Source organism: Mesorhizobium sp. P2_B11 (assembly GCF_056404855.1).
Genome location: NZ_JBFUDF010000004.1, coordinates 511,060 through 535,036, shown reverse-complemented (window position 1 = coordinate 535,036; position 23,977 = coordinate 511,060). Strand labels below are relative to the sequence as shown.

24 protein-coding genes are annotated in these 23,977 nt (G+C 64.0%); 17 read left to right on the top strand and 7 right to left on the bottom strand.

Annotated features, from left to right (window positions below; all coding sequences use genetic code 11):
- Positions 1-30 precede the first annotated feature (30 nt).
- From AC1DYJ_RS16240 to AC1DYJ_RS16210, 7 genes are all read left to right on the top strand, one after another.
- Positions 31-651 carry a ribonuclease D gene (locus tag AC1DYJ_RS16240; RefSeq protein ID WP_477287633.1) on the top strand — a complete coding sequence of 207 codons (621 nt, stop codon included), beginning with the start codon at positions 31-33 and terminating at the stop codon, positions 649-651.
- A 94-nt stretch (positions 652-745) separates the two neighbouring features.
- A complete protein-coding gene (locus AC1DYJ_RS16235; RefSeq protein ID WP_477287635.1) occupies positions 746-952 on the top strand; it encodes a hypothetical protein in 207 nt (68 codons plus the stop codon).
- 107 nt (positions 953-1,059) lie between these two features.
- Positions 1,060-1,314 (top strand): GlsB/YeaQ/YmgE family stress response membrane protein, encoded by a 255-nt coding sequence (locus AC1DYJ_RS16230; protein ID WP_477287637.1) that lies wholly within the window; start codon positions 1,060-1,062, stop codon positions 1,312-1,314.
- 34 nt (positions 1,315-1,348) lie between these two features.
- Positions 1,349-1,495: a hypothetical protein gene (locus AC1DYJ_RS16225; protein ID WP_477287638.1), complete on the top strand. Its 147-nt coding sequence runs from the start codon at positions 1,349-1,351 to the stop codon at positions 1,493-1,495.
- A gap of 226 nt (positions 1,496-1,721) precedes the next feature.
- On the top strand, positions 1,722-3,986 hold the full coding sequence (locus AC1DYJ_RS16220; protein ID WP_477426148.1) for a transglycosylase domain-containing protein: 2,265 nt from the start codon (positions 1,722-1,724) through the stop codon (positions 3,984-3,986).
- The gene (locus AC1DYJ_RS16215) at positions 3,986-4,321 is read left to right on the top strand and encodes a hypothetical protein (protein ID WP_477287642.1); all 336 of its coding nucleotides are present in this window, start codon (positions 3,986-3,988) and stop codon (positions 4,319-4,321) included. The genes AC1DYJ_RS16220 and AC1DYJ_RS16215 overlap by 1 nt, the downstream gene beginning before the upstream one ends.
- A 90-nt stretch (positions 4,322-4,411) precedes the next feature.
- Positions 4,412-5,164, top strand: a complete 753-nt coding sequence (locus AC1DYJ_RS16210) for an SDR family NAD(P)-dependent oxidoreductase (protein ID WP_477287644.1) — start codon at positions 4,412-4,414, stop codon at positions 5,162-5,164.
- Between the two features lie 9 nt (positions 5,165-5,173).
- On the opposite strand, the gene AC1DYJ_RS16205 is transcribed toward AC1DYJ_RS16210, so the two are convergent.
- A complete protein-coding gene (locus AC1DYJ_RS16205) occupies positions 5,174-6,091 on the bottom strand; it encodes a zinc-binding dehydrogenase (RefSeq protein WP_477287646.1) in 918 nt (305 codons plus the stop codon).
- Between the two features lie 100 nt (positions 6,092-6,191).
- On the opposite strand from AC1DYJ_RS16205, the gene AC1DYJ_RS16200 reads away from it, so the two are divergent.
- Positions 6,192-7,010, top strand: coding sequence for an AraC family transcriptional regulator (locus AC1DYJ_RS16200; RefSeq protein WP_477287648.1), 819 nt, complete (start codon positions 6,192-6,194; stop codon positions 7,008-7,010).
- Positions 7,011-7,026: 16 nt separating this feature from the next.
- Here the strand turns inward: AC1DYJ_RS16200 and AC1DYJ_RS16195 are convergent, their stop codons facing one another.
- Both AC1DYJ_RS16195 and AC1DYJ_RS16190 read right to left on the bottom strand, forming a co-directional pair.
- Positions 7,027-8,826 carry a cation:proton antiporter domain-containing protein gene (locus AC1DYJ_RS16195; RefSeq protein ID WP_477287649.1) on the bottom strand — a complete coding sequence of 600 codons (1,800 nt, stop codon included), beginning with the start codon at positions 8,824-8,826 and terminating at the stop codon, positions 7,027-7,029.
- A 207-nt stretch (positions 8,827-9,033) separates the two neighbouring features.
- Complete coding sequence (locus AC1DYJ_RS16190; RefSeq protein WP_477287651.1) at positions 9,034-9,483, bottom strand: baeRF12 domain-containing protein; 450 nt, start codon at positions 9,481-9,483, stop codon at positions 9,034-9,036.
- 422 nt (positions 9,484-9,905) lie between these two features.
- Here AC1DYJ_RS16190 and cysG point away from each other — a divergent pair, with 422 nt between their 5' ends.
- From cysG to AC1DYJ_RS16155, 7 genes are all read left to right on the top strand, one after another.
- Entirely contained in the window at positions 9,906-11,357 is a 1,452-nt protein-coding gene (gene cysG / locus AC1DYJ_RS16185) for a siroheme synthase CysG (protein WP_477287653.1), read from the top strand.
- Complete coding sequence (locus AC1DYJ_RS16180; protein ID WP_477287655.1) at positions 11,354-11,647, top strand: DUF2849 domain-containing protein; 294 nt, start codon at positions 11,354-11,356, stop codon at positions 11,645-11,647. Before cysG ends, AC1DYJ_RS16180 begins: the two co-directional genes overlap by 4 nt.
- A gap of 46 nt (positions 11,648-11,693) precedes the next feature.
- Entirely contained in the window at positions 11,694-13,364 is a 1,671-nt protein-coding gene (locus AC1DYJ_RS16175; RefSeq protein ID WP_477287657.1) for a nitrite/sulfite reductase, read from the top strand.
- Positions 13,339-14,103, top strand: a complete 765-nt coding sequence (locus AC1DYJ_RS16170) for a phosphoadenylyl-sulfate reductase (protein WP_477287659.1) — start codon at positions 13,339-13,341, stop codon at positions 14,101-14,103. Before AC1DYJ_RS16175 ends, AC1DYJ_RS16170 begins: the two co-directional genes overlap by 26 nt.
- Positions 14,104-14,274: 171 nt before the next feature.
- Positions 14,275-14,808 (top strand): DUF934 domain-containing protein, encoded by a 534-nt coding sequence (locus AC1DYJ_RS16165; RefSeq protein ID WP_477287661.1) that lies wholly within the window; start codon positions 14,275-14,277, stop codon positions 14,806-14,808.
- A gap of 96 nt (positions 14,809-14,904) precedes the next feature.
- The gene (locus AC1DYJ_RS16160) at positions 14,905-16,512 is read left to right on the top strand and encodes a GMC family oxidoreductase (protein ID WP_477287663.1); all 1,608 of its coding nucleotides are present in this window, start codon (positions 14,905-14,907) and stop codon (positions 16,510-16,512) included.
- Between the two features lie 193 nt (positions 16,513-16,705).
- Entirely contained in the window at positions 16,706-17,326 is a 621-nt protein-coding gene (locus AC1DYJ_RS16155; RefSeq protein ID WP_477287665.1) for a DJ-1/PfpI family protein, read from the top strand.
- Between the two features lie 60 nt (positions 17,327-17,386).
- Here the strand turns inward: AC1DYJ_RS16155 and AC1DYJ_RS16150 are convergent, their stop codons facing one another.
- Both AC1DYJ_RS16150 and AC1DYJ_RS16145 read right to left on the bottom strand, forming a co-directional pair.
- A complete protein-coding gene (locus AC1DYJ_RS16150; protein WP_477287667.1) occupies positions 17,387-18,409 on the bottom strand; it encodes a fatty acid desaturase in 1,023 nt (340 codons plus the stop codon).
- A gap of 210 nt (positions 18,410-18,619) precedes the next feature.
- Positions 18,620-18,820, bottom strand: coding sequence for a hypothetical protein (locus AC1DYJ_RS16145; protein ID WP_477287669.1), 201 nt, complete (start codon positions 18,818-18,820; stop codon positions 18,620-18,622).
- 239 nt (positions 18,821-19,059) lie between these two features.
- Here AC1DYJ_RS16145 and grpE point away from each other — a divergent pair, with 239 nt between their 5' ends.
- On the top strand, positions 19,060-19,689 hold the full coding sequence (grpE, locus tag AC1DYJ_RS16140; RefSeq protein WP_477287671.1) for a nucleotide exchange factor GrpE: 630 nt from the start codon (positions 19,060-19,062) through the stop codon (positions 19,687-19,689).
- Between the two features lie 149 nt (positions 19,690-19,838).
- The gene (locus AC1DYJ_RS16135) at positions 19,839-20,477 is read left to right on the top strand and encodes a trimeric intracellular cation channel family protein (protein WP_477287673.1); all 639 of its coding nucleotides are present in this window, start codon (positions 19,839-19,841) and stop codon (positions 20,475-20,477) included.
- A gap of 87 nt (positions 20,478-20,564) precedes the next feature.
- Here AC1DYJ_RS16135 and olsB read toward each other — a convergent pair whose 3' ends face one another.
- Together olsB and AC1DYJ_RS16125 are read right to left on the bottom strand one after the other, a co-directional pair.
- The gene (gene olsB, locus AC1DYJ_RS16130; RefSeq protein ID WP_477287786.1) at positions 20,565-21,440 is read right to left on the bottom strand and encodes a l-ornithine N(alpha)-acyltransferase; all 876 of its coding nucleotides are present in this window, start codon (positions 21,438-21,440) and stop codon (positions 20,565-20,567) included.
- Between the two features lie 176 nt (positions 21,441-21,616).
- Positions 21,617-23,908 (bottom strand): response regulator, encoded by a 2,292-nt coding sequence (locus AC1DYJ_RS16125; protein WP_477287675.1) that lies wholly within the window; start codon positions 23,906-23,908, stop codon positions 21,617-21,619.
- Positions 23,909-23,977 lie beyond the last annotated feature (69 nt).

Genomic DNA, 23,977 nt, shown 5'->3' with positions numbered 1-23,977 from the left:
GAGGGATCACGCCGCGATCCGGAGAAGACAATGAGCGACATCCGCTTCCACAAAAACGATCTGCCCGACCTGTCCCGCTACAATGTCGATGCTGTCGCTATCGACACCGAGACGCTGGGGTTGAACCCGCACCGCGACCGGCTCTGCGTGGTGCAGATCTCGCCGGGCGACGGCTCGGCCGACGTGATCCAGATCGCGCCGGGCCAGAAGAAGGCGCCGAACCTTGTCAGTCTGCTGCGCAACCGCGGCATCACCAAGCTGTTCCATTTCGGCCGTTTCGACATCGCCGTGCTCTACAACGCTTTTGGCGTCATGGCCGAACCGGTGTTCTGCACCAAGATCGCCTCGCGGCTGACGCGCACCTATACCGACCGGCACGGGCTGAAGGACATCTGCAACGAACTTCTGGGCGTCAGCCTGTCCAAGGTGCAGCAATCGTCGGACTGGGCGGCCGAGACCTTGTCGCCCGAACAGCTCGAATATGCCGCTTCCGACGTGCTCTATCTGCACCGGCTGCGCGACGTGCTGGCTGGACGCCTAGTGCGGGACGGGCGGACCAAGGAAGCCCACGCCTGCTTCCGCTTTCTGCCGACGCGCGCCAAACTCGATCTGATGGGCTGGGGCGAGGAAGACATCTTCGCCCACAGCTAACGGTTCGGGTATCTCGGACGCCGGTCTGGAACCGGATGCGGACGGCGGCGTTCTGTCGGCTGCAGATACTTGTTCTGCGCGAAGAGGGGATCACATGGCAGACCGAAAGCCGATAGCAACCGCCCCGACGGATGGGTCCAAGGTCACGGTGCTCTGGAAAGGCGGCGACGGCGTCGTCAGCGAATCCGTCGGGCAGTTTCGCGACGGCGTCTGGTGGGTCTACACCGACAGCGATACCCAGAAGAAGGTCCAACCGACCAGCTGGCGGCCAGCCTCCAGCGACGATGACGACGATCAGTGAGCCCGCTGGCAGGGTCGTGCGCTTTAGCATAGCCTGAAGTCGTTGATAACGAGGCCGATTCGGGGCCTTCCGCTCCGTCGCCGCCTCTCTTCCTGGAGGGACTCGCCATGGGCATTGAAAGCCTTCTCATCTTCCTGATCATCGGTGCCATTGCCGGTTGGCTCGCCGGCCTCATCGTCTCGGGCTTCGGCTTCGGCCTGATCGGCAACATCGTCGTCGGCATCATCGGCGCTTTGATCGCCGGCTGGCTGTTCCCACGGCTGGGCTTCGCCATCGGCGGCGGCATTCTGGCTTCCATCATCAACGCCACGATCGGTGCCGTCATCCTTTTGGTGCTGGTCAAGATCCTGAAGCGAGCGTGACGCTCGAACTATATTGCACCAACAGGAGCGCGCCATGAAACAGAATACGCTCTATCTCATCATCGGCGCGCTCGTGGTCGCGGTCATTGCGCTCGGCATCTATGTCTATCACGAGCAGACCAAGCCCAAGGGCGTCGAGCTGAAGATCGACGACAAGGGCATCTCGATCCAGCAGAATTGAGCATTTCAGCCTGGCCGGGCCCGCTACCTGCCGCTGCGCAGATGCACGGCGGTAGACGCCCGGCTCAAGGGTCGCGAAAAGCGCATCGGTTAGCCGGCGTTCTCGGATTTTAGAAATTCTTAAGGAATTTCAAAAGGGTGCATAAACCCTGCTTTAACGCGCCCTTAAACCGCCGCATCTACCCTTCAACCCGAGCGCCATTGGCACCGGGAAGACAGCGCAACGCATGGCGAACCGCAGAGACAGTCGCATCGAACCCAGCTTCGAGGGATCGCGCCCCGCGAAATCCCAGGACGGGTTTTCGGTGAACGAGGAGGATCGCGTCGTGCCGGGCAATCGCAAATCCTCTTCGGCGCGCAAACCCGCCAAGGCAAAAGCATCGTCGCGCGGCCGGCGCGGCAAGCCCCGGCGCGGCCTGTTCGGCGTGATGGCGCGGATGCTCTACTGGTGCTTCGTGCTCTGCATCTGGGGCGGCATCGCGGTGGCCGGCATCGTGGTCTACTACGGCGCCAAGATGCCGGCGGCCACCACCTGGTCGATCCCCGACCGCGCGCCCAACATCAAGATCGTCTCGGTCGACGGGCAGTTGCTTGCCAACCGCGGCATGAGCGGCGGCGAGGCGGTCGGCCTGCACGAAATGTCGCCTTACATTCCGGAAGCCGTGATCGCCATCGAGGACCGCCGCTTCTATTCGCATTTCGGCATCGACCCGATCGGCCTGTCGCGCGCCATGGTGACCAATGTGCTGGGCGGCCACTTCTCGCAAGGCGGCTCGACGCTGACCCAGCAGCTGGCCAAGAACCTGTTCCTGAAGCCCGACCGCACGCTGGAGCGCAAGGTGCAGGAAGTGCTGCTGGCACTGTGGCTGGAGCACAAGCACACCAAGGACCAGATCCTCGAAATGTACCTCAACCGGGTCTATTTCGGCTCCGGCGCTTATGGCGTGGAGGCGGCCTCGCGCCGCTATTTCGGCAAGAGCGCGCGCGACGTCACGCTTTCGGAGGCGGCCCTTCTCGCCGGCCTGCTGAAAGCGCCGTCGCGGCTGTCGCCGGCGCGCGACCCGAAGGCGGCGGAACAGCGCTCGCAGCTGGTGTTGGCCGCCATGCGCGACGAAGGCAAGATCAGCGCCAAGGAACTGGCGTCCGCGATGAGCGCGCCGGCGACGCGCGCGCCGTCCTACTGGACCGGCTCGGAAAACTATGTCGCCGACACCATCATGGAAGAACTGCCCGATTTGATCGGCGATGTGCGCAGCGACATCGTCGTCGACACCACGGTCGACCTCAACCTGCAGAAGCTTGCCGAACAGTCGATCCGCCGGCTGATCGACGAGAGTGGCAAAAAACTCAATGTCAGCCAGGGCGCGCTGGTGTCGATCGACAATTCGGGCGCCGTGCGCGCCATGGTTGGCGGCTACGACTATTCGACCAGCCAGTTCGACCGCGCCTCGGAAGCGCGCCGCCAGCCGGGCTCGGCGTTCAAGCCGTTCGTCTATATGGCCGCACTCGAAGCCGGCCGCACGCCTGACAGCGTGCGCAACGATGCGCCGATCAAGATCGGAAAATGGACGCCGGACAATTACGGCGGCAAGTATTTTGGCAAGGTGACGCTGGCGACCGCTTTGGCGAAGTCGCTCAACTCGGTCGCGGCACAGTTGACCATGGAAGTCGGCCCCGACGCGGTGGTCGAGGCGGCACACCGCATGGGCATCCAATCCGAGCTCACGGCCAACACTTCGATCGCGCTTGGTACTTCGGAAGTGACGCCGCTGGAACTGACCTCGGCTTACGTGCCGTTCGCCAATGGCGGCTACAAGCCCGACATCCATTTCATCCGCCGCATCACCACCACCGAAGGCAAGGTGCTCTATGACGACAATGGCGGCAGCGCGCCGCGCGTCGTCAAGCAGGACATCGTCGGCATGATGAATTCGATGATGACCGGCACGGTCGAGACCGGTACGGCCAAGAAAGCGGCCTTCGCCTGGCCGTCGGCCGGCAAGACCGGCACCAGCCAGAATTCGCGCGACGCCTGGTTCGTCGGCTACACCGCCAACCTCACCACCGGGGTGTGGTTCGGCAATGATGACGGCACGCCGATGAAGAAGGTGACCGGCGGCGCGCTCCCGGCGCAGGCCTGGCATGAATTCATGGTTGCTGCGCATGAGGGCGTGCCGGTGAGGCCGCTGCCCGGCACGTGGAAGTCGACGCCGCCCGATACCATTGTTCCCGACGATATTCCGTCAGTCGACAACAACCAGGCAGCACCTCAGCCTGTCGTGGCCGTCGGCCGTTCGGAGCCTGCCCCGGCGCCCGCTGCTGCCCCGGCCCCGGTCCGCCGTCCGGCCGAAACCGTCGACGCCGACGGCTTCGATATGCCCGGCGACGGCGGCACCACCGCCTCGATCAAGCACCCGGTGCCGCCCGGCAGCGTCGGCGGCCCGACCAAGAAGCGCAAGACGTCGATCCTGGACATTCTTGGCGGCGGCTGATGGCGAGCGTGCCTGCGCCCAATGATGTGAGAGACTACAAGCGATTAGGCATGTGGCAATCGTTGTTGCTGCTTGGGATGACAGTCCTTGTCGTTGCCATTCGGCACCTGCCAAACCTCTATTTTCCCAATCGAGCGTTCCTCGATCAGGAAAGAATCGGCGCGACATACGGCTCCTTCATCATGGGGATTTTTTTGCCTTATGGTCTGGCGTGGGGCGTTGCGCGCTTGGCAGGGCGATCGCGCAGCACGTTCTTATGGGTTCTTTGGTCGCTGGCCGGTTTGGTCTTTCTTCTGAATCTCGGCCTGCTTGTGGCTTGTCCGACCTGCTATTGAAAAGTTAGGGCGCGGCCGGCTCCCTGGTCTCCTGGCGGCCCCTCGCAATCGTCGCCATATTCGGCTAGATCACGCGCCGGAGACCACGCCATGGCCGAAACCGACACCAGAAAAACCATCGTGCTGACCGGCGCCAGCCGCGGCATCGGCCATGCCACGGTCAAACGCTTTTCGCGCGAGGGCTGGCGGGTCATCACCTGTTCGCGCCAAGCCTTTGCTGAGGACTGCCCGTGGCCGGCCGGCCCGGAAGACCACATCAAGGTCGATCTCGCCGACCAGGAGGATGTCGGCATCGCCGTTTCGGAGATCCGTCACCGGCTGGAAGCGCATGGCGGCCAGCTACACGCGCTGGTCAACAATGCCGGCATTTCGCCGAAGCTCAAGGACGGCAACAGCCGGATGAACTCGATCGATACGCCGATGCATGTCTGGCGCGACGTGTTCCAGGTCAATTTCTTCGCGCCGATCATGCTGGCGCGTGGCCTGTTCAAGGAGCTGGCGGCGGCCAAGGGCTCGATCGTCAACGTCACCTCGATCGCCGGCACCCGCGTGCATCCTTTCGCCGGCACCGCCTATGCGACCTCGAAGGCGGCGCTCGGCTCGCTGACGCGCGAGATGGCGCATGATTTCGGGCCGCACGGCATCCGCGTCAACGCGATTGCGCCGGGCGAGATCGACACCGCGATCCTGTCGCCGGGCACCGACAAGATCGTCGAGACGATCCCGCTGCGGCGCCTCGGGTCCACCTCGGAAGTCGCCGACATCATCTACTTCCTGTGCTCGCAGCAGGCGTCCTACGTGACGGGCTCGGAAATCCACATCAATGGCGGCCAGCACGTTTAGGCGCTGACTTCAGGCTATGGTGAGAACGGCCTTGCCGCTGAAGCTGCGCTGTCGCAGGGCGTCCAGAGCCTGGCCGATCTCTGTCCATGGCACAGTCAGGGACACGCGGGTTTCCAGCCGGCCAGCTGCGACCAGAGCGAGCAGCGCGGCGATATCGGCGCCAATGGCTGGACCGGACGTGTAGTAGGCGAAGGTCTGAAGCCGCGCGCCCTCGTGACCGGGAACGAACTGCCTGAAGCCAATTGGCGTCAGTTCGCCGCTGCTCCAACCGAACATGACGATGGTGCCGCCGGGTGCGACGCGTACTATGGCGTGGGCGAGGCTTTGACCGCCGACCGACTCGGTGATGAGCGAGAACGGCCCTTCAGCCCGCTCGATCGACTCCAGGACCTGCTGAGCACCGAGGCCGCGGAGATCCTCGGCATGCCGGGTGGCAGCCACCGCCGTCACCGCCGCGCCTTGCTCGCGGGCGATCTGGATCTGAAAACGGCCGACCGCACCGCTGGCGCCGGTGATCAGCACCTGCTGTCCCGTGAGGTCGCCGCCATGGCGCAAGACTCTCAGCGCCGTCGTGCCGGCCACGGGGAGCGTCGCGGCGGAAACGAAGCTGACCTTATCCGGGATGACGGCGAGACGGTCGGTTGGAACGGCGACATGCTCGGCCCAGCCGGCCTCGTCGACCAATGCCCCAACCCGGGTGCCCACGGCGGGTCCTGAGCCGTCAGCCGCTGCCCGCTCGACAATTCCGACGACATCCTGACCGGGTATCCAGCCCTCCGGACGTATGTTGAGCAGCCGCAGTTCGCCACGGTTCAGTGACGTCGCGTGGACCGAGACAAGCGCTTCGTTCGCAAGCGGCCGGGGTTCGTCGACCTCGGCGAGCCTCAGCCCGCTGGGGCTGTCGGGAGACATGATGAGGGCGCGCATGGGTCATACCTTCAATCTGGGTTGTAGACCCGGACCCTATCGACTCACCTGAGCAAATAATTTAGCTATCATGGCGAATAGTCGCTAAAATCAGTCAATCATGAAACAGCCGCTTCGCTACCCCTGGGTCCACTTCGATGTCGATGATGTGCTGACGCCAGCCATTGCTGTGCGGGTCGACATACCCGAGACCAAGGCGGAAGCGGGCGCCCATTGGCACCGCAAGGGCCAGCTCGTCTTCTCGCTCGGCGGTGGCATCACCTGCCGTGTCCCGAGCGGGCTGTGGATGGTGCCGCCGCATTGCGGGGTGTGGATCCCCGGCGGCATGGAACACAGCAACATCGCGACCGCCAATGCGCGGATTTTCTTCGTCTACATCGAGCCGGGCGCTGCCGACCTACCGGACCACTGCTGCACACTGTCGATCTCGCCACTGCTGCGCGAGCTGATCATCGAGCTGTCGGACTGCGCGCCGGGCGGGGCCAGGTGCGCTTTCCTGGGAAGTGTTCTGCTCGCCGAACTGCCCGACATGCCGGTCCAGCAACTGCATCTGCCGATCTCCGCCGAGCCGCGCCTGCGGCGGATCGCCGAAGCGTTGGCGCAGGACCCTGCCGATCGCAGCACATTGGCGGAGTGGGCCAACCGCGTTGCGCTCTCAGAAAGCAGCCTCGCCCGCCTCGTGGTGAAGGAGACTGGCCTGAGCTTCGGCCGCTGGCGCCAGCAATTGCATTTGATCGTCGCGATACGGGAGCTGGCCTCGGGCGCCAGCGTGCAACAGGTTTCAGGCGATCTCGGCTATGAATCGGTGACGGCTTTCATCACCATGTTCAAGAAGGCGCTGGGCAAGCCGCCGGGAAAGTATCTCAGCAATATCGCGCAGAATGGCGGTTCCGCATTTGCCGCAGATCAACCTAGCTAAAATATGAACGCGTAGCTCACGCCGGTTGCGGTTCGACGCCCTTGGCCGGTCCTTCCGGCCGGAAAGAGGCCGAGGCGGTTACCACCTCGACAATACCGCGCGCAATTTCGCGTTCGCCCATGATGACGGTGTCGGCGCCGAGCCCCTTGAGATGCTCGACCTCGGCATCGGAATGGGCGCGGGCGATGACGTTGATGGCGGGATTGGCGGCGCGTGCCCTGAGCACGATCTGCCCGGCCTCAAAGGCGTTGGGGATGGCAAGGATCAACCGTTTGGCGCCCTGCGGATTGGCGGCGGCAAACACGCCGGCATTGGCGGCATTACCGGAGACGATTTCGACGCCGTCGTCCCTCAGCCTCGCCAGTGTCTTGTCCGCGTCCTCGATGACCAGGAAGGGCAGCGATGCCTCTCTCAGCGCGGCACCCACCAGGCTGCCGACGCGGCCGTAGCCGATCAGGATGGTGTGATTGGAAAGCGTCGTGTGCGGTGGCGGGCCATCCTCTTTGGCCGCGGCGGCCACCGAGGCAACTTGTCCCGGCTGTGTCGCCGGGTCGACCGGTTTTGCTTCTTCCGGTGGCGCTGCCTTGGCGGCGCGTGCGTCCAGCCATGGCTTCATCCAGTCGAGGGCCAAAAACATCAGCGGATTGACGAGGATCGACAGGATGGCGCCGGCCAGGATCAGGTCGCGGCCCTGTTCGGGCAACAGTTTCAGGCCGACACCGAGTTCGGCCAGGATGAAGGAGAATTCGCCGATCTGGGCGAGGCTGGCCGAGATCATCAAGGCGGTCGCCAGCGGATAGCGGAAGGCTATGACGATGACGAAGGCGGCCAGCGACTTGCCGATGACGATGATGACCAACGTCGCCAGGATCGGCCAACCGTTGCTCATCAGGCTGAACGGGTCGAACAGCATGCCGACCGAGACGAAGAACAGCACCGAGAAAGCGTCGCGCAGCGGCAGCGATTCTTCCGCCGCGCGGTGGCTGAGCTCGGATTCGCTCATGATCATGCCGGCGAAGAAGGCGCCGAGCGCCAGCGAGACGCCGAACAGTTTGGCGGCGCCGAAGGCGACGCCAAGCGCGATCGCCAGCACTGCCAGCCGGAACAGCTCGCGCGAGCCGGTATGGGCGACATAGTGCAGGATCCACGGAATGACCCGGCGGCCGACCACCAGCATGACGACGACGAAAGCGACGACCTTGGCCAGCGTGAGGCCGACGACGCCCCAAATGCCGTAGCTCGCCGGCAGCGATAGCAGGCTCGCATGGTCGTCGACCTGTGGCTGGCCGCCGAGCACGCCGGCGAGCGCCGGCAGCAGCACCAGGGCCAGCACCATGGCCAGGTCCTCGACGATCAGCCAGCCGACGGCGATGCGGCCGCGCTCGGTCTCGATCAGTCGCCGCTCCTGCAGCGCGCGCAGCAGCACCACGGTGGACGCGACGGACAGCGCCAGACCGAAGACCAGGCCGGCGCCCATCGACCAGCCGAGCATCCAGGCCAGGCCGGCGCCTAGCGCGGTGGCAAAGCCGATCTGGACGATGGCGCCGGGCACGGCAATGGCGCGGACCGAAAGCAGATCCTTCAGTGAGAAATGCAGGCCGACGCCGAACATGAGCAGGATGACGCCGATTTCGGCCAGCTCATTGGCAAGGCTGGCATCGGCGACAAAGCCAGGCGTGTTCGGCCCGACCAGCACGCCGGCGACGAGGTAGCCGACCAGCGGCGGGATGCGAAAACGGTTGGCAAGTGCTCCGAAGATGAATGCCAGCCCCAGACCGGCGACGATGGTGGCGATAAGGGGCGTGTCATGCGGCATTGTCTATGGAGCGCCTTTCCGGAATCCGTGATGTCGGGTGTGCGCCGCCCGAAGCCGCCGCCTTTTGCAATATGGTGGAGGGGGTGCGGGCGACGCAACCCGCAAGACGCAAATTGCTGGCGCAAGGGGCCGAAAAACGAAAGGCGCGCGCAGCAAAGCCGCTGCGCGCGCCGCATAGCTGAAGCCGGATGGTCATCCGGTTGGATTTCAGGCCGCCTGCAGCATGGCCTCGATGTCGATAAGGGCATGGTTGGTCAGTGTCTTCGGAATCTCCGCCCGCACCTTGTCCGTGACTTCCTTGTGCAGTTTCTTGCGCATGGCGCCGAGGACCACCGGCGGCGCGATCAGCACGATGTTGTCGAAGATGCCGTGATGGGCGAATTTGTAGAGCCGGTCGGCGATCTCTTCGGCGAAGCGTTCCTTGCCCTGCCTGTGCCAGTCCGTATCCTCGACCGCGCTGCGGTGCACGGAAGGGCCGTCATTGTGGCGGCCGGGGCTGTCGCTGCCCTGTTCGCGCGTCGCCGGATTGTCCTGCTTCATCTCCTGGAAGAGCTGCAGGTTGGGATAGAGGTTGTCGCCCTCGTTCTTCAGGAACAGCGCTTTCTCGCCATCGGCCACCATAACCAGAAGGCCATGTTTCAGGTTGATCTTGTTCATTGTGCGCTCCTGCTTGAAGGTTTCAAATCCAGCCGACGATTGTCAGGCGTAGGCAGGGTCAGAACGCATGGCGGAGCGGGAACGTTCCACGTCGTTCGTCGGGGCTTGCCGGCAGCCCATATTGAGCCGATTCAACCTCCTGCCAGAGCAACCTCGGCGGTGATGGCTTTAATCTACTAAATTGGTAGAATTTAGAAAAAACAATTTTGCGGCTCGCCCAAGCCAAGGATAAAAGAGCCGCAGAACAAGGCCTGCGACAGCAGCTTGAATCCGCTTGATATGCGGATGTGGAATATTTTTCTCTTGGCCTTCAGGCTTGCGGAAAACCGATTGCCTCCTGTCAGGGGATGCGCGAGTGGGTTCCTTCAGCTTTTTCGCGTCCGCGCGTAAAACTGCCGAACTGTTCCGGAATCTTGTTCGTCATGCCGCAGTCAAATCCCAAGCTCAACGCGTTCCCGGTGTTCCTGCGGGTCGACGGCGAAGCCGTGGTCATTGTCGGCGGCGGAGCCGAGGCCTTGGCCAAGGCGCGGCTGCTTGATCAGTCGAGTGCGACACTGCGCATCATCACCGCTGCTGCCGATGCCGAACTGCTGGCTTTCATTGCCGCGACCGGCGCCACCCACATCGCTACCCCCTACGATGCCCCGCATCTCGAAGGTGCGGTCATGGTGTTTGCCGCCAGCGGTGACGAGGCGCTCGATCGCCGCGTCGCCGAGGATGCACGCCGCCTTGGCGTTCCGGTCAATGCCGTCGACCGGCCGGAGCTCTGCGATTTCTTCACCCCGGCGCTGGTCAACCGCGCACCGGTCGCCATCGCCATCGGCACCGAGGGTGCCGGGCCGGTGCTGGCGCAGATGCTGCGCAGCCGCATCGACCAGATGCTCGCGCCCTCGCTCGGGCCGCTGGCAACGCTTGCCGCTTCATTCCGCGGCGCCGCCGAAAAGCTGTTGCCGAAGGGCAATGCCCGCCGCCAGTTCTGGGGCAGTTTTTTCCAGGGCGCGCCGGCGCGTGCCGTCGAGGCCGGCGAGCTGTCGCAGGCGCATGACGCCGCCGTCGACCTGCTGTTGTCGAAGGCACCGGTTTCTGGCCATGTCGCGCTGGTTGGCGCCGGCCCCGGTGCTGAGGATCTTTTGACGCTGCGTGCGCATCGGCTTTTGATGGAAGCCGACGTCATCGTCTATGACGCGCTGGTGCCGGAGGCGATCGTCGCCATGGGCCGCCGCGATGCCGAACGGCTGCCGGTGGGAAAACGCAAGGGCTGCCACACCAAGAGCCAGGCCGAGATCAACGCGCTGCTGGTCGAGCTTGGCGGGCAGGGCAAACGCGTCGTGCGGCTGAAGTCCGGCGATCCGCTGGTGTTCGGCCGCGCCGGCGAGGAAATGGCCGCGCTGCGCGATGCCGGCATCGCCTATGATGTCATCCCCGGCGTCACCGCCGCTTTCGCCGCCGCCGCCGATTTCGAACTGCCGCTGACGCTGCGCGGCGTGTCGTCGTCGATGGTGTTCACCACCGGCCACGATCTGAAAGGCAATTCGCTGCCTGACTGGGCAAAGCTCGCCATTTCCGGCGCCACCGTTGCCGTCTATATGGGCCGCTCGGTCGCGGCCGAGGTTGCGGGAAGGCTGATCGAGGCCGGGCTGTCACCAGATACTGCGGTTGCAGTGGTCGAGAATGCCAGCCTGCACAACCGCCGCCGTTTCCACGGCACTTTGGCCGACCTGCCTTCGCTTGAGGCGCGCGCGGATCTGACCGGCCCGGTGATGACCATCATCGGCGACGCGGTTGCCGGCGCCAACTTTGAACGTTCCGAGCCGCTCGCGGCACATAATCATGAGGCCGTTGCCAACGCGGCCGCCGCAGAGATCGAACCATGAAGATACTGACCGCAAACCGCCTCACCGACGGCATCGCCGTGTGGTACGCCGATGGCGGCTGGGCCGAGACGGTGGACCACGCCGATCTCGCCCATGACAAGGCGGCGGAGGATCGCCTCGAGGCGATCGGCGCCAAGGCCTATGCCGACAATGAAGTGGTCGATGTCAATCTGATCGACGCGGAGGTCGTCAATGGTGCTGTCGAGCCGGTGCGGCTGCGCGAAAAGATCCGCGCCGCCGGCCCGACCATCCGGGAAGATCTCGGCAAGCAGGCCGAGCGGGCGGCGTAGCCAGGATTTTGAGTGAAACGGGCGGACGCGCCCTGAAAGACGAAGCATGTACCGTTATGATGAGTTCGACCACGATTTTGTCCAGGCCCGTGTCGCCGAGTTCAGCGACCAGGTCGAGCGCCGGCTGTCCGGCGAAATCACCGAGGACCAGTTCCGGCCGCTCAGGCTGATGAACGGCGTCTATCTGCAGCTGCACGCCTACATGCTGCGCATCGCGGTGCCCTACGGCACGCTGAGCGGCAAGCAGCTGCGCATGCTCGGCCACATCGCGCGCAAATACGACAAGGGCTACGGCCACTTCACCACGCGCCAGAACATCCAGTTCAACTGGCCGGCGCTGTCGGACATTCCGGCGATCCTGGCCGATCTCGCCAGTGTGGAAATGCACGCGATCCAGACCAGCGGCAATTGCATCCGCAACGTCACCGCCGACCATTTCGCCGGTGCCGCCGCCGACGAGGTCGCCGATCCGCGCCCCTATGCCGAGATCCTGCGGCAATGGTCGTCGGTGCATCCGGAATTCTCGTTCCTGCCCAGAAAATTTAAGATCGCGGTGACGGGGGCCGAGCGCGACCGCGCCGCCATCCAGACGCATGATATTGGCCTGCACCTGAAGAAGAACGCCGCCGGCGAACTCGGCTTTGCCGTCTATGTCGGTGGCGGCCAGGGCCGTACGCCGATGGTGGCCAAGAAGATCCGCGACTTCCTGCCGGAAGCCGACCTTCTGTCCTACTGCACCGCGATCCTGCGCGTTTACAACCTCTATGGCCGCCGCGACAACAAGTACAAGGCGCGCATCAAGATCCTGGTGCACGAGACCGGCGTCGAGGAAATCACCCGCCAGGTCGAGGCGGAGTGGCAGGAACTGAAGGACGCCGAGCTGAAGCTGCCGGATGCCGACATCCGTGCCATCGACGCCTATTTCGCGCCGCCTGAGCTGGTGGGTCGGCCGGAAGGCGATGCGGCGATCAAGCTTGCACGACTCGATTCCAAGAGCTTCTCGGACTGGCTCGACCAGAATGTCGTGACGCACCGCCATCCCGACTATGCAGCGGTGACGATCTCGCTGAAGGGCATTGGCGAGGTGCCCGGCGACGCCACCGACAGCCAGATGGAAGCGGTCGCCGACATCGCCGAGAAATACGCGTTCGACGAGCTGCGCGTCAGCCATGAGCAGAACCTGATCCTGCCGCATGTGGCGCGCGCCGATCTGAAGGCGGTCTATGACGCGCTGGTCGATATCGGTCTGGCGACGGCCAATTCCAATCTGATCAGCGACATCATTTCCTGCCCCGGCCTCGACTATTGTGCGCTGGCGACGGCGCGCTCGATCCCGATCGCGCAGGAGATTTCGCTGCGCTTTGCCTCGCTGGAGCGGCAGCGCGAAATCGGTGAACTGAAGCTGAAGATCTCCGGCTGCATCAATGCCTGCGGCCACCACCATGTCGGCCATATCGGCATTCTCGGCGTCGAGAAGAAAGGCTCCGAGCTCTACCAGGTGACGCTTGGCGGCTCGGCCGACGAGAACACCTCGGTCGGCGAGATCATCGGCCGCGGCTTTTCCTCGGAAGAGATCACCGATGCCATCGAGCAGATCGTCGACACCTATCTCGGCCTTCGGCTCAGTCCCAGTGAAAGATTCATCGACGCCTACCGCCGTGTCGGTCCCGCGCCGTTCAAGGAGGCGCTCTATGCTGGCGAAACCAAGGCCGCTTGACCGTATCGTCGACGTCGACGACAGCATCGCCGCGAAAGCGGCGGGCTTCGATGCGCTGTACGGACATCTGAAGCCGCTCGAGATCATCGAACGCGCGGCCCGCGAGCTGTTTCACGACGAAATCGCGGCGGTGTCGTCCTTCGGCGCGGATTCGGCGGTGCTGCTGCACATGATCGCCGAGATCGACCGCACGCTGCCGGTCATCTTCCTCGACACCGGCAAGCATTTCGAAGAGACGCTCGGCTATCGCGACGCGCTCGCCGCCGATTTCGGGCTGACCAACATCAGGGTGATCAAGCCCGAAGAGGCGGCGCTCGAACGCATCGACCCGACCGGTGATCTGCACCAGACCAATACCGATGCCTGCTGCGACGTGCGCAAGGTCGAGCCGCTGGCGCGGGGCGTGGCGCCCTTCCGCGCGTGGTTCACCGGCCGCAAGCGCTTCCAGGCCTCGACGCGGACGGCGCTGCCGGTGTTCGAGGCGGTCGGCCCGCGCGTGCGCATCAACCCGCTGGCGCATTGGACGACATCTGACCAGGCCGACTACATGCGGGCGCATGCGCTGCGCGAAAATCCGCTGGTTGCCTACGGCTATCTGTCGATCGGTTGCTTCCCGTGCACGCAGCCGGTGCAGCCGGGCGAGGATGCGCGCAGCGGCCGCTGGGCCGGTCATGCCAAGACCGAGTGCGGCATTCACCTCTCCGGGCTGGAGAAGTCGCTGACCGACGCATCCCTGTAGCATATGTCGATATTCAGGTGAGGCTGGCCTGCAAATGCCGGTTTCCTGCGCTTCCGGTGCTCACGTACTTCTAGTACGCTCCGCTCCGGTTCTCGGTATCAGCCATTTTCGGCGCAGCCTGACCTGAATCTCAACACATGCTGCGCCTGTTTGAATTTTTAGGAACTTTTGATGACTGAACAGACAACACCGGAGACCCGGCTCTGGACCCCTGGGGGATTTCGCGAGGACGAGTGGAGCCACGCCGAGAGCGCTGACGCGCTGGCGGGCAATGGCCGCTTCATCCTGCCGCTGCAGGCGTTTCTCGGCCTCGATCCCGAGGTGCGCCGCTCGGCCAAGGAACGGCTCGGCGTTGCGCTGCAGCCCGGCGACCAGCTGGAAAAGATCGCCGATCTGCTCGACCAGCTGTCGCTGGTGGCGCTGGCCTTCCCGGCCTTCAACGATGGCCGCTCGTTTTCCAAGGGCGAGCTGCTGCGCAGCCGCTACCAGTTCGAGGGCGCGGTCCGTGCCACCGGGCAGGTTCTTGTCGACCAGTTGCCGCATATGTTGCGGCTCGGCTTCGACGAATTCGAGATTTCCAATCCAGTGCTGCTGAAGCGGCTCGAAGAAGGCCGCGTTGGCGGGCTGGGGCTGTATTATCAGCCGACCGAAGCGTCTGAGCCGAAGGGACCGAAATATTCCTGGCGGCGGCTGCGGGACAACTGACGCAGCGGTAGTTGCGCGCGTCTTTACATCAGCCTTGATCGGGCCTTCTCTTGGTTGTCCGGACGGAAACATCCGCGGGACGCCAGGGAGGAAGCCATGGATTTCGACTATGTCATCGCCGGCGGCGGCTCCGCCGGCTGCACGCTTGCCGCACGGCTCTCGGAAGATGCGTCGAAAACCGTTTGCCTGATCGAAGCCGGCGGTGAGGGAAAAAACCTGCTCATCCGCGCGCCGGCAGGCATCATCGCGCTGCTGCCCGGCCGACCGAAGATCAACAATTGGGGATTGCAGACGGTGCCGCAGCAAGGGCTCGGCGGCCGCAAGGGCTATCAGCCGCGCGGCAAGGCGCTCGGTGGCTCCAGCGCCATCAACGCCATGCTTTACACGCGAGGGCATCACGGCGACTACGACGAATGGGCCAGCCTTGGCTGCCAGGGCTGGTCATGGGACGAGGTGCTGCCCTATTTCAGGCGGGCCGAAGGCAACCAGCGCGGCGCCGATGCGCTGCATGGCGGCGACGGGCCGCTCAGGATCGGCGAACAGCAGGAGCCGCGCCCGATCGCGCGCGCCTTTGTCGAGGCTTGCGGCGAGAACCAGATCCGCCGCAATGACGATTTCAACGGGCCGGAACAGGAAGGGGCGGGGCTTTATCAGGTCACGCAGTTCTGGGGCGAGGCCCGAAATGGCGAACGCTGCTCGGCGGCCGCCGCCTATCTGCATCCGGCGATGAACCGGCCGAACCTGACCGTCATCACCGGCGCGCATGCCACCGGCATTGTGCTCGACGGCAAGCGCGCCAGCGGGGTGCGCTATCGCAAGGGCAGCAGCGAGGCCGTGGCCAAGGCCAGGCGTGAGGTCATCGTCTGCGGCGGCGCCTTCGGTTCGCCGCAGCTCCTGCTGTTGTCCGGCATCGGCCCGGCGGCCGAACTTGCCATGCACGGGATTCCGGTCGCCCACGAACTGCCCGGCGTCGGCAAGAACCTGCAGGACCATCTCGATTTCATCCTGGCCTGGAAATCGCGCGACACGGATCTGATGGGCATCGGTTTGCGCGGCTTGCCCGCCCTGCTCAGGCATATGCTGCGCTGGCGCAAGAGCGGCGCCGGGATGATCGCCACGCCCTATGCGGAAGGCGGTGCTTTCCTCAAATCCGATCCGGCGATCGACCGGCCCGATCTGCAACTGCATTTCTGCATTGCCATCGTCGACGATCACGGCCGCAAGCTGCATCTGGGCTACGGCTTTTCCTGCCATGTCTGCGTGCTCAGACCGCATTCGCGCGGCGAGGTCGGGCTGTCGAGCCCGGACCCGCTGGCGCCGCCGCGCATCGATCCGCGCTTCTTGTCCGATGAACGGGACGGTGACCTGCTGCTCAAGGGGGTCAGGATGATGCGCGGCATATTGGAGGCGCCGGCGCTGGCGAAGTATCGCGACAAGGAGATCTATACCGCCGGCGTTTCCAGCGATGCCGAGCTGATGGCGCATATCCGCGCCCGCGCCGACACGATCTATCACCCGGTCGGCACCTGCAAGATGGGCGTCGATGCCATGGCCGTCGTCGATCCTGAGCTCAAGGTGCGCGGGCTGCAGGGGCTGCGTGTCGTTGACGCCTCGGTGATGCCGACCTTGATCGGCGGCAACACCAATGCGCCGACCATCATGATCGCTGAAAAGGCGGCTGACATGATCAGGGCCGCTGCCTGATTTCCCGTACGGTGGTCGGACCAACTTTGCTGTTTCCCGCTGGCCGCGCCTATGTGGCGCCAAACTCACGTCTAGAAAACTCAATCTGGTCAGACCAATTGTGCGATTTGGGCTTTTCCTTTCGCGAGCCTGCCCCTAGGATAGGGTCATTATTTCGCGATCCGAAATAATGCCAGCAAGGGAGGAGACCGGCATGGCAGGCAAGAAGATATTGATGCTCGTTGGCGAGTTCAGCGAGGAATATGAGATTTTCGTCTTTGAACAGGCCATGCATGCGGTTGGCCACACCGTTCACGTCGTCTGTCCCGACAAGAAGGCCGGCGACATATTGAAGACCTCGCTGCATGATTTCGAGGGCCATCAGACCTACACCGAAAAGCTCGGCCACGATTACATCCTCAACAAGACGTTTTCCGAGGTCGATCCGGCACAATACGATGCCGTCTACGCCGCCGGCGGGCGCGGTCCAGAATATATCCGCATCGACAAAAGGGTGCAGGGGCTGGTCAGGCATTTCCACGAAACCGGCAAGCCGATCTTCACCATCTGCCATGGCGTGCAGATCCTGATCGCGGTCGACGGCGTGGTGCGCGGCCGGGAAGTGGCGGCACTGCAATATTGCGAGCCGGAGGTGACGCTGGCCGGCGGCATCTACATCGATGTCGCGCCGAACGGCGCCCATGTCGACGGCAACCTGGTGTCGGCCAAGGGCTGGCCCGGCCTTGCCGCTTTCATGCGCGAATGCCTGAAGGTGCTCGGCACCGAGATCCGCGACGGCAAGGCGCTGATGCGCGACGAACGCAAGGCTGCCTGAACAGGTCCTGAAAATAGCCGGTTCTGGAAATCCGCCGCGCCTTTGGTGCGGCGGTTTATTCTAGGCTAAGGCCCGAGCTTCGCGAAACGAGATCAGCTTGCGGCGCTGTTCGTCCCACAGGGCCAGCTTGACGCAGCGCAGGCTGTCGAGGAGCGTGACGCGGCCGATGCCGCGCAGTTCCGGATAATCGCGCAGCACTTCCTGCAGCCGGTAGCCCGGCACCTTGGCCGAGAGATGGTGGACGTGGTGGACGCCGATATTGCCGGTGAACCAGTTCAGCACCGGCGGCAGGTCGTAATAGGACGAGCCGTGCAGCGCGGCGTGCTGGAATTCCCACTCTTCGTCTTTCGCCCATTCCGTCTCCTCGAACTGGTGTTGGACGTAGAACAGCCAGATGCCGGCCGAACCGGCGAGGACAACGATGGGCAGATGGACGACGAGGAAAGCGCCGGGGCCGATCCACCAGATGAGCAGGGCCGCGGCAATCGCAATGGCTAGGTTTGTCGTCATCGACGACACCCAGGGCGTCAGCCCGCCGCGCATCATGCCGATCGGCAACCTTTGTTCGAAAATGAACAGCCAGATCGGCCCGAGGCCGAACATCACCAGCGGATGGCGGTAAAGACGATAGGCAAGGCGCCCGCGCCATGACAGGCGCCGATACTCGGCCAGGGTCAGCGTGCGAATGTCGCCCATGCCGCGTTCGTCGAGATTGCCGGCGCTGGCATGGTGCACTGCATGCGCGCGCCGCCAGCAATCATAGGGCGTCAGCGTCAGCACGCCCAGCGCACGGCCGATCCAGTCGTCGGCGGTGCGGTTGGCGAAGAAGGAGCCATGGCCGCAGTCGTGCTGGATCATGAAAATCCGCACCAGAAAGCCTGCTGCGGGAAGGATGAGGATCAGGCCCCACCAATGGCCGTAGGAATAGGCGGCCGAAGAGAGCGCCCAGAGCGTAACGAAAGGAATGAGGGTGATGGCGAGTTCGAGAGCGCTGCGCCGCCGGTCGGGCTTCTTGTAGCGCGCCAGAATCTTCAACCAGGCGCGCTTGCTGTTGGCGGCCGTCTCGGGGGAAATCATGTTCATCAGGAAGCATAGTCGCGGCTCCCCGCCGCCGCAAGGAAAAGCTCACGCTAAATTACTGCGCGTAATTGTCGCGCGATTTGCGTCGCTAGAGCATTTCACCGTTTCACGGAAACGGCGAAACGCCCTAGCTCTTTGTTCTTACGCAATTTCCAAGGGAAAGCGCTACGCGCTTTTCCCGGGAAAACCGATCACACTTTTCCTGGAATTGCTCTATTGCCGGCGTTGGCCGTCATCCACGCTGGCTTCTATGCCATCCAGACGGTCGAGCAGGTCCCGAAAATGGTCCGGAATGTCGGCCTCGGTGCGGAATGCCGGCAAGCTGCGCAGGAAGCGCTTCGTTGCCTCGGTGCCGAACTGGCGCCTGATATCGGCGGCGAGCTCTTCGCTCCTGTTGCCGTTGTTGCCTGTCATTGTCCGAAAATCCTGTGTTGGCTTCGAAACTCCTCCGGCCACGGAATGGTTCCCCCATAGCGGGGTATTGGCAAGCAAAGCCGGCAATCACGGTAAAATTTGAATTAATTTAGAAGGATCTTCGCGATCCGTGCCAAGGTCCTCCGAATGGCTCCAAGCATCGCTTGCCCCTTGATTTTTGGCCACCAAACCTCGATATCGGGCGCAAATCCAAACCATTCGAATGACGGGAAACGGCGATGAGCGACCAGGCAAAAGACGAACGCGCGCCCGAGGATATCGAAACGGCCGAGGCCGAGCGCACGCAAGGCGGCATCGACGGCGACTATGAGGCGCTGGTGCGGCTGCTGAAGGAAAATGAAGAGCTGAAGGACCGCGCGCTGCGCGTTGCGGCCGAGATGGAGAATTTGCGCCGCCGCACCGCCCGCGACGTGCATGACGCGCGCGCCTATGCGGTGGCCAATTTCGCCCGCGACATGCTGTCGGTGTCGGACAATCTGCGCCGCGCGCTGGATGCCATCCCGGCCGAGGCGAAGGCGGCCGGAGATGCCGGCTTCAAGGCGCTGATCGACGGCGTTGAGATCACCGAGCGCGCCATGCTGTCGGCGCTGGAACGGCATGGGGTCAAGAAGCTCGAGCCGGAAGGCGAGAAGTTCGACCCGAATTTCCACCAGGCGATGTTCGAGGTGCCCAACCCCGACGTGCCAGCCAACACCGTGGTCCAGGTCGTGCAGCCGGGCTATTCGATCGGCGAGCGCGTATTGCGGCCAGCCATGGTCGGCGTCGCCAAGGGCGGCCCCAAATTCGCGGCCGCCGAGGCGCCGGTCGAGCCGGGGCCGGTGAATGATGAGGCTGAGAGGGATGCGTGAGTAGGGAATAGGCAGTAGGCAGTAGGCAGTAGGCAGTAGGCAGTAGGGAACAAGGCAAGCGTATCAATCGCGCGGCTTCGTGTTATTCATACTTTCCCTAATTCCTAATCCCTACTGCCCAATCCCTACTGCCCAATCCCTACTACCTCATGTCCCTGACACCCATCGACCTCCTCGACTATGCCGGCGTCGCCGTGTTTGCGGCGACCGGGGCGCTTGCGGCTTCGCGCAAGCAGCTCGACATTATCGGCTTCCTGTTCCTGGCCAGCGTGACCGGCATCGGCGGCGGCACGCTGCGCGACGTTATCCTCAACCTGCCTGTCTTTTGGGTCGCCAACTCCGGCTATGTGCTGATCTGCGCGGCGGTTGCGGTGCTGGTCTTCTTCATCGCCCACCGCTTCGACTCGCGCTGGAAATGGCTGCTCTGGCTCGATGCGATCGGATTGGCGGCCTTTTCGGTGATGGGCGCGGCCAAGGGGCTGGCCATCACCGGCTCCCCGGTCGTCGCCGTCATCATGGGCGTGCTGACCGCCACATTCGGCGGCATTCTGCGCGATCTGCTGGCCGGCGAGCCGTCGGTGCTGCTGAGGCCCGAAATCTACGTCAGCGCGGCACTGGCGGGCGCGGGGCTTTATACGCTTGGCGATCTTGCCGGTCTGCCGCCGCTTGCCTCTGATCTCGCCGGTTTTGTCGCGGCTTTCCTGGTGCGCGGCGGCGCGCTCAAATTCGGCTGGACGTTTCCGTCCTACAAGAGCCGCCCGGGAAGGCGTCCGGAGGATATTCCGTGAAGAAGCGAATAGCGAATAGGGAGTAGCGAATAGGGGTTGAACGAACAACGCCCGCGCAACTTTCTATTCGCTATTCGCTATTCGCTATTAGGCCGCAAAGCGCTGCGCTTCGCCGCCATAGTAGTTCACGTAGCGGGCGCCGATTTCCTTGACCGGCATCACGACGAACACATCGACGGTCGAGAATTCGCGGTCGATGACGCAGCCGTCGCCGATGCGGGCGCCGACGCGCAGATAGCCCTTGACCAGCGGCGGCATGGCCGCGATCGCCGCCTTGGCGTTGACCGCCTCGATCGGCATCAGGTCCATCGAGCAGTAGCGTCCGGCGACCGCCCGCACATCCCAGGCCGAATTGGTGCGGCAGTGATGGGCAAGATAGGTCAGCGCTTCGGCATGCGCCGCCGGCACCGTGCCGTGGAACGAGGCGCAGCCGGTCATCACGCCGATTTCATAGTGCTTGATGTAGGCCCAGATGCCTTGCCACAGCGCCTCGATGGTGCGCTTGGAGCGGTATTCCTTCAGAACGCAGGAGCGGCCGAGCTCGAGGAAGCGCTGGCCGGGGTGGCGGGCAATCAGCTTGGTCAGCTCGAATTCGCCTTCTGAATAGAAGCCGCCGGCGGTCGCCGCGATCTCTTGCCGCAGCAGGCGATAAGTGCCGACGATGCGGCGGTGCTCCGGGCCGGAGATCGAGGTATCCAGCACCAGCAGATGGTCGCAGAGCGGGTCGAAGCGGTCGGCGTCACGCCGATCCTGCGCCTGGAACAGGTCTTTCCTGGCGCCAAGCTCGTCATAAAATACCCGGTAGCGCACTTCCTGCGCGGCAGCGATCTCGGCCTCATTGCGGGCAAGCCGCACTTCGAGATTGCCGATCCGGCCCAGCGGAGCGCCTGTTGCGACGGCATCGGCGTTACGCGCGGCGAGCAAAGCACCGCCTGCGTTGGGCCGAGTGTCACATTCCGGCATAACTGTATGCACGAGTGATTCTCCTTCGAGCCATCCCTCTTGGCACGGGGATACGGTGTAGGTGCAACAGGATTGTGACAGTACCGTGATACGGCGCTGCGGGCAATACTTCGTCGGCTGGCGAAAACCCTCAACCGGCTACCTTACGTGATAGTAGACAGCACGTCGGGACGACCTCAGGCGGCGACCTGACCCTCGACGGCATGGACCAGCGCCTCGGGGTCGAGCGGCTTGGTGACGAAGCCGCTGGCGCCGTGGGCGAGCACGGTGTGGCGGGTCTTTTCCTGGCTGTCGGCCGAAAGCACCATGATCGGAACCGGCGGCACGGCCATTTCCTCCTCGTGGCGGCGGATGGCGGCGATCGCGTCCAGCCCGTCCATCACCGGCATGTGCAAATCCATCAGCACAACATCGAAACGGTGTTTCAGCCCGGCTTCTGTGATTGCCTCGACCGCGGCCTTGCCGTTGCCGACAACCTTGACCCGATGCCCTGCCTTCAGAAGCGTGGCGCGAGCCAGCATGGCGTTGATGTCATTGTCCTCGGCTATCAGCACCGACAGGCCTTGCTGGCGCGCGCCGACGGCCCGAAGCGATGCCGCGCCGCTCTTTTCCGGCTTCTTGGGCAGGGGCAACGCAGGAGCATGGCTGGTCAACAGCACGCGCAGCAGCGTTTCGCCGCGCACCGGCCTTGCCAGGAAGGTGGTGTAGCCGCTAGCGCGGAATTCGCCAAGCATGCCGCGGTCGGTCGGCGCGATCAGCGTGATCGCTTCGCAATCGGTAAAGCCGCTCTGGCGCAGGCGCTTGAGCAGCCTGCCGTCGCTGTCTTCCATGGCGGCATCGATGAACAGCACGTCGCAATGTGCGGCGAAAGGCGTCGCCTGGGAGCTGGTTGCGGCGACATCGACCGCGCCGCCATGGGCGATGATGGTGCGGGCGATGGCATCGGCCTCCACAGCGTTGTTCGACACGATCACGGCGCGCCGGCCGGCGAGGATATTTTGCCGGGTCTGCGGCGCTTCGGTTGCCCCTGTGGCCGGGAGCTCGAAGACGAATTCAGATCCCTCGCCAAGCCGGCTCGACACCGAAATTGCGCCGCCCATGGCTGTCACCAGGCGCCTCGATATGGCAAGGCCGAGGCCTGCGCCGCCATGGGCGCGGGTCGAGGTGCCGTCGGACTGTTCGAATTCCTCGAAGATGCGCTCCATGTCTTCTTCGCGCAGGCCGGGGCCGGTGTCGGCGACGGTGAAGCAGATGCGGTCGCTGGTTTCGGTGCGGGCACGCGCGACCGAGACCAGCACACCGCCGGTGTCGGTGAACTTGATCGCATTGCCAATCAGGTTGAGCAGCACCTGCCTCACTCTTCCCGGATCGGCCATGATCATCTGCGGCACGTCGGGTTCGACGTGACAGCCAAGGCCGATGTTCTTGGCGAAGGCCTTCGCCGCCATCAGTTCGATGATGTTGTCGGCAATCTCGCGCACAGATGTCGGTTGCGGCTCCGGGTCGAAGCGGCCGGCCTCGATCTTGGAATAGTCGAGCAGGTCCTCGATCAGCGCCAACAGCGCGCTGGCCGAGGTCGAGACGGCGCCGACATAGGTGCGCTGCTCCGGCGACAGATTGGTGTCGGCCAGTAGCTTGGCCATGCCCATGATGCCGTTCATCGGCGTGCGGATTTCATGGCTGACGGTGGCGAGGAAGCGCGACTTGGCCTGGCTGGCATATTCGGCGCGCTCGCGCGCGGTGATCAGCGAGGATTCGGCGCGCTTGCGAGCGGTGATGTCGCGGGCAATCGCCCGGTGCGAAACGGCGCCTGAGTCCTTGTCGCGCACCGACAGTTCGATCCACGAAAACCAGCGCGGACCGTTCGGCGTTCGGATGGAGACGTCGGTGGAACTCAGGCATTCGTGATCCGAAAAGGCGGCGTCGGGGACGATGCCGACATCGATGCCGAGTTCAGCCAGCGTCCTGCCGGCAAGATCGCGCTGATCGGTTCCGACGAGGCCGGCGAAAACCTTGTTGGCATAGACGATGTGGCCGTCGCGGTCGCGATGGACGACGAGGTCGCCGAGCGCGTCGATCAGCCCGCGAAAGCGCTCCTCGCTCTCCTGCATCTCCCACATGCGGTCGGCCAGCGTCTCGATCTCGGCGCGGCTGCGGGCGGCTGTTTCGTCGAGCAAGGCCGTCGCGCGATGGACGGTGTGGCGATTGCGCAGGTGCATGGCGACGCCGCCAAGGCCGGTCGCCAGCAGGCCGAGCGTGAGGAAGATCGGCGCGCCGGTGAGGTGGGACAGGCCCGCCAGCACGACACTGGCGACGACCGTCAGGAACAGCAGGCCCTCTTGCGTGGCGCGCGGAAAATCCGGCGCCAGCGGCGGCGCGGCAACAAGCTGCCGCTTCGGCGTCGCCGGGCTCGGCCCGTCGACGCTCTCGGCACGGTCGTTCTCTTTCGTGGCGGACTCCGCGATCATGCGGAAATCCTTGCCAGATAGAGATTATGGAAAAGCGCGGCGGATCGTTCGAATTTTAGCGGTCATGCA

Bases quoted from the DNA above. Each gene is read 5' to 3' on its own strand.
- AC1DYJ_RS16240 (WP_477287633.1), top strand. From the start codon at position 31: ATGAGCGACATCCGCTTCCACAAAAACGATCTGCCCGACCTGTCCCGC.
- AC1DYJ_RS16235 (WP_477287635.1), top strand. From the start codon at position 746: ATGGCAGACCGAAAGCCGATAGCAACCGCCCCGACGGATGGGTCCAAG.
- AC1DYJ_RS16230 (WP_477287637.1), top strand. From the start codon at position 1,060: ATGGGCATTGAAAGCCTTCTCATCTTCCTGATCATCGGTGCCATTGCC.
- AC1DYJ_RS16225 (WP_477287638.1), top strand. From the start codon at position 1,349: ATGAAACAGAATACGCTCTATCTCATCATCGGCGCGCTCGTGGTCGCG.
- AC1DYJ_RS16220 (WP_477426148.1), top strand. From the start codon at position 1,722: ATGGCGAACCGCAGAGACAGTCGCATCGAACCCAGCTTCGAGGGATCG.
- AC1DYJ_RS16215 (WP_477287642.1), top strand. From the start codon at position 3,986: ATGGCGAGCGTGCCTGCGCCCAATGATGTGAGAGACTACAAGCGATTA.
- AC1DYJ_RS16210 (WP_477287644.1), top strand. From the start codon at position 4,412: ATGGCCGAAACCGACACCAGAAAAACCATCGTGCTGACCGGCGCCAGC.
- AC1DYJ_RS16205 (WP_477287646.1), bottom strand. From the start codon at position 6,091: ATGCGCGCCCTCATCATGTCTCCCGACAGCCCCAGCGGGCTGAGGCTC.
- AC1DYJ_RS16200 (WP_477287648.1), top strand. From the start codon at position 6,192: ATGAAACAGCCGCTTCGCTACCCCTGGGTCCACTTCGATGTCGATGAT.
- AC1DYJ_RS16195 (WP_477287649.1), bottom strand. From the start codon at position 8,826: ATGCCGCATGACACGCCCCTTATCGCCACCATCGTCGCCGGTCTGGGG.
- AC1DYJ_RS16190 (WP_477287651.1), bottom strand. From the start codon at position 9,483: ATGAACAAGATCAACCTGAAACATGGCCTTCTGGTTATGGTGGCCGAT.
- cysG (WP_477287653.1), top strand. From the start codon at position 9,906: ATGCCGCAGTCAAATCCCAAGCTCAACGCGTTCCCGGTGTTCCTGCGG.
- AC1DYJ_RS16180 (WP_477287655.1), top strand. From the start codon at position 11,354: ATGAAGATACTGACCGCAAACCGCCTCACCGACGGCATCGCCGTGTGG.
- AC1DYJ_RS16175 (WP_477287657.1), top strand. From the start codon at position 11,694: ATGTACCGTTATGATGAGTTCGACCACGATTTTGTCCAGGCCCGTGTC.
- AC1DYJ_RS16170 (WP_477287659.1), top strand. From the start codon at position 13,339: ATGCTGGCGAAACCAAGGCCGCTTGACCGTATCGTCGACGTCGACGAC.
- AC1DYJ_RS16165 (WP_477287661.1), top strand. From the start codon at position 14,275: ATGACTGAACAGACAACACCGGAGACCCGGCTCTGGACCCCTGGGGGA.
- AC1DYJ_RS16160 (WP_477287663.1), top strand. From the start codon at position 14,905: ATGGATTTCGACTATGTCATCGCCGGCGGCGGCTCCGCCGGCTGCACG.
- AC1DYJ_RS16155 (WP_477287665.1), top strand. From the start codon at position 16,706: ATGGCAGGCAAGAAGATATTGATGCTCGTTGGCGAGTTCAGCGAGGAA.
- AC1DYJ_RS16150 (WP_477287667.1), bottom strand. From the start codon at position 18,409: ATGAACATGATTTCCCCCGAGACGGCCGCCAACAGCAAGCGCGCCTGG.
- AC1DYJ_RS16145 (WP_477287669.1), bottom strand. From the start codon at position 18,820: ATGACAGGCAACAACGGCAACAGGAGCGAAGAGCTCGCCGCCGATATC.
- grpE (WP_477287671.1), top strand. From the start codon at position 19,060: ATGAGCGACCAGGCAAAAGACGAACGCGCGCCCGAGGATATCGAAACG.
- AC1DYJ_RS16135 (WP_477287673.1), top strand. From the start codon at position 19,839: ATGTCCCTGACACCCATCGACCTCCTCGACTATGCCGGCGTCGCCGTG.
- olsB (WP_477287786.1), bottom strand. From the start codon at position 21,440: ATGCCGGAATGTGACACTCGGCCCAACGCAGGCGGTGCTTTGCTCGCC.
- AC1DYJ_RS16125 (WP_477287675.1), bottom strand. From the start codon at position 23,908: ATGATCGCGGAGTCCGCCACGAAAGAGAACGACCGTGCCGAGAGCGTC.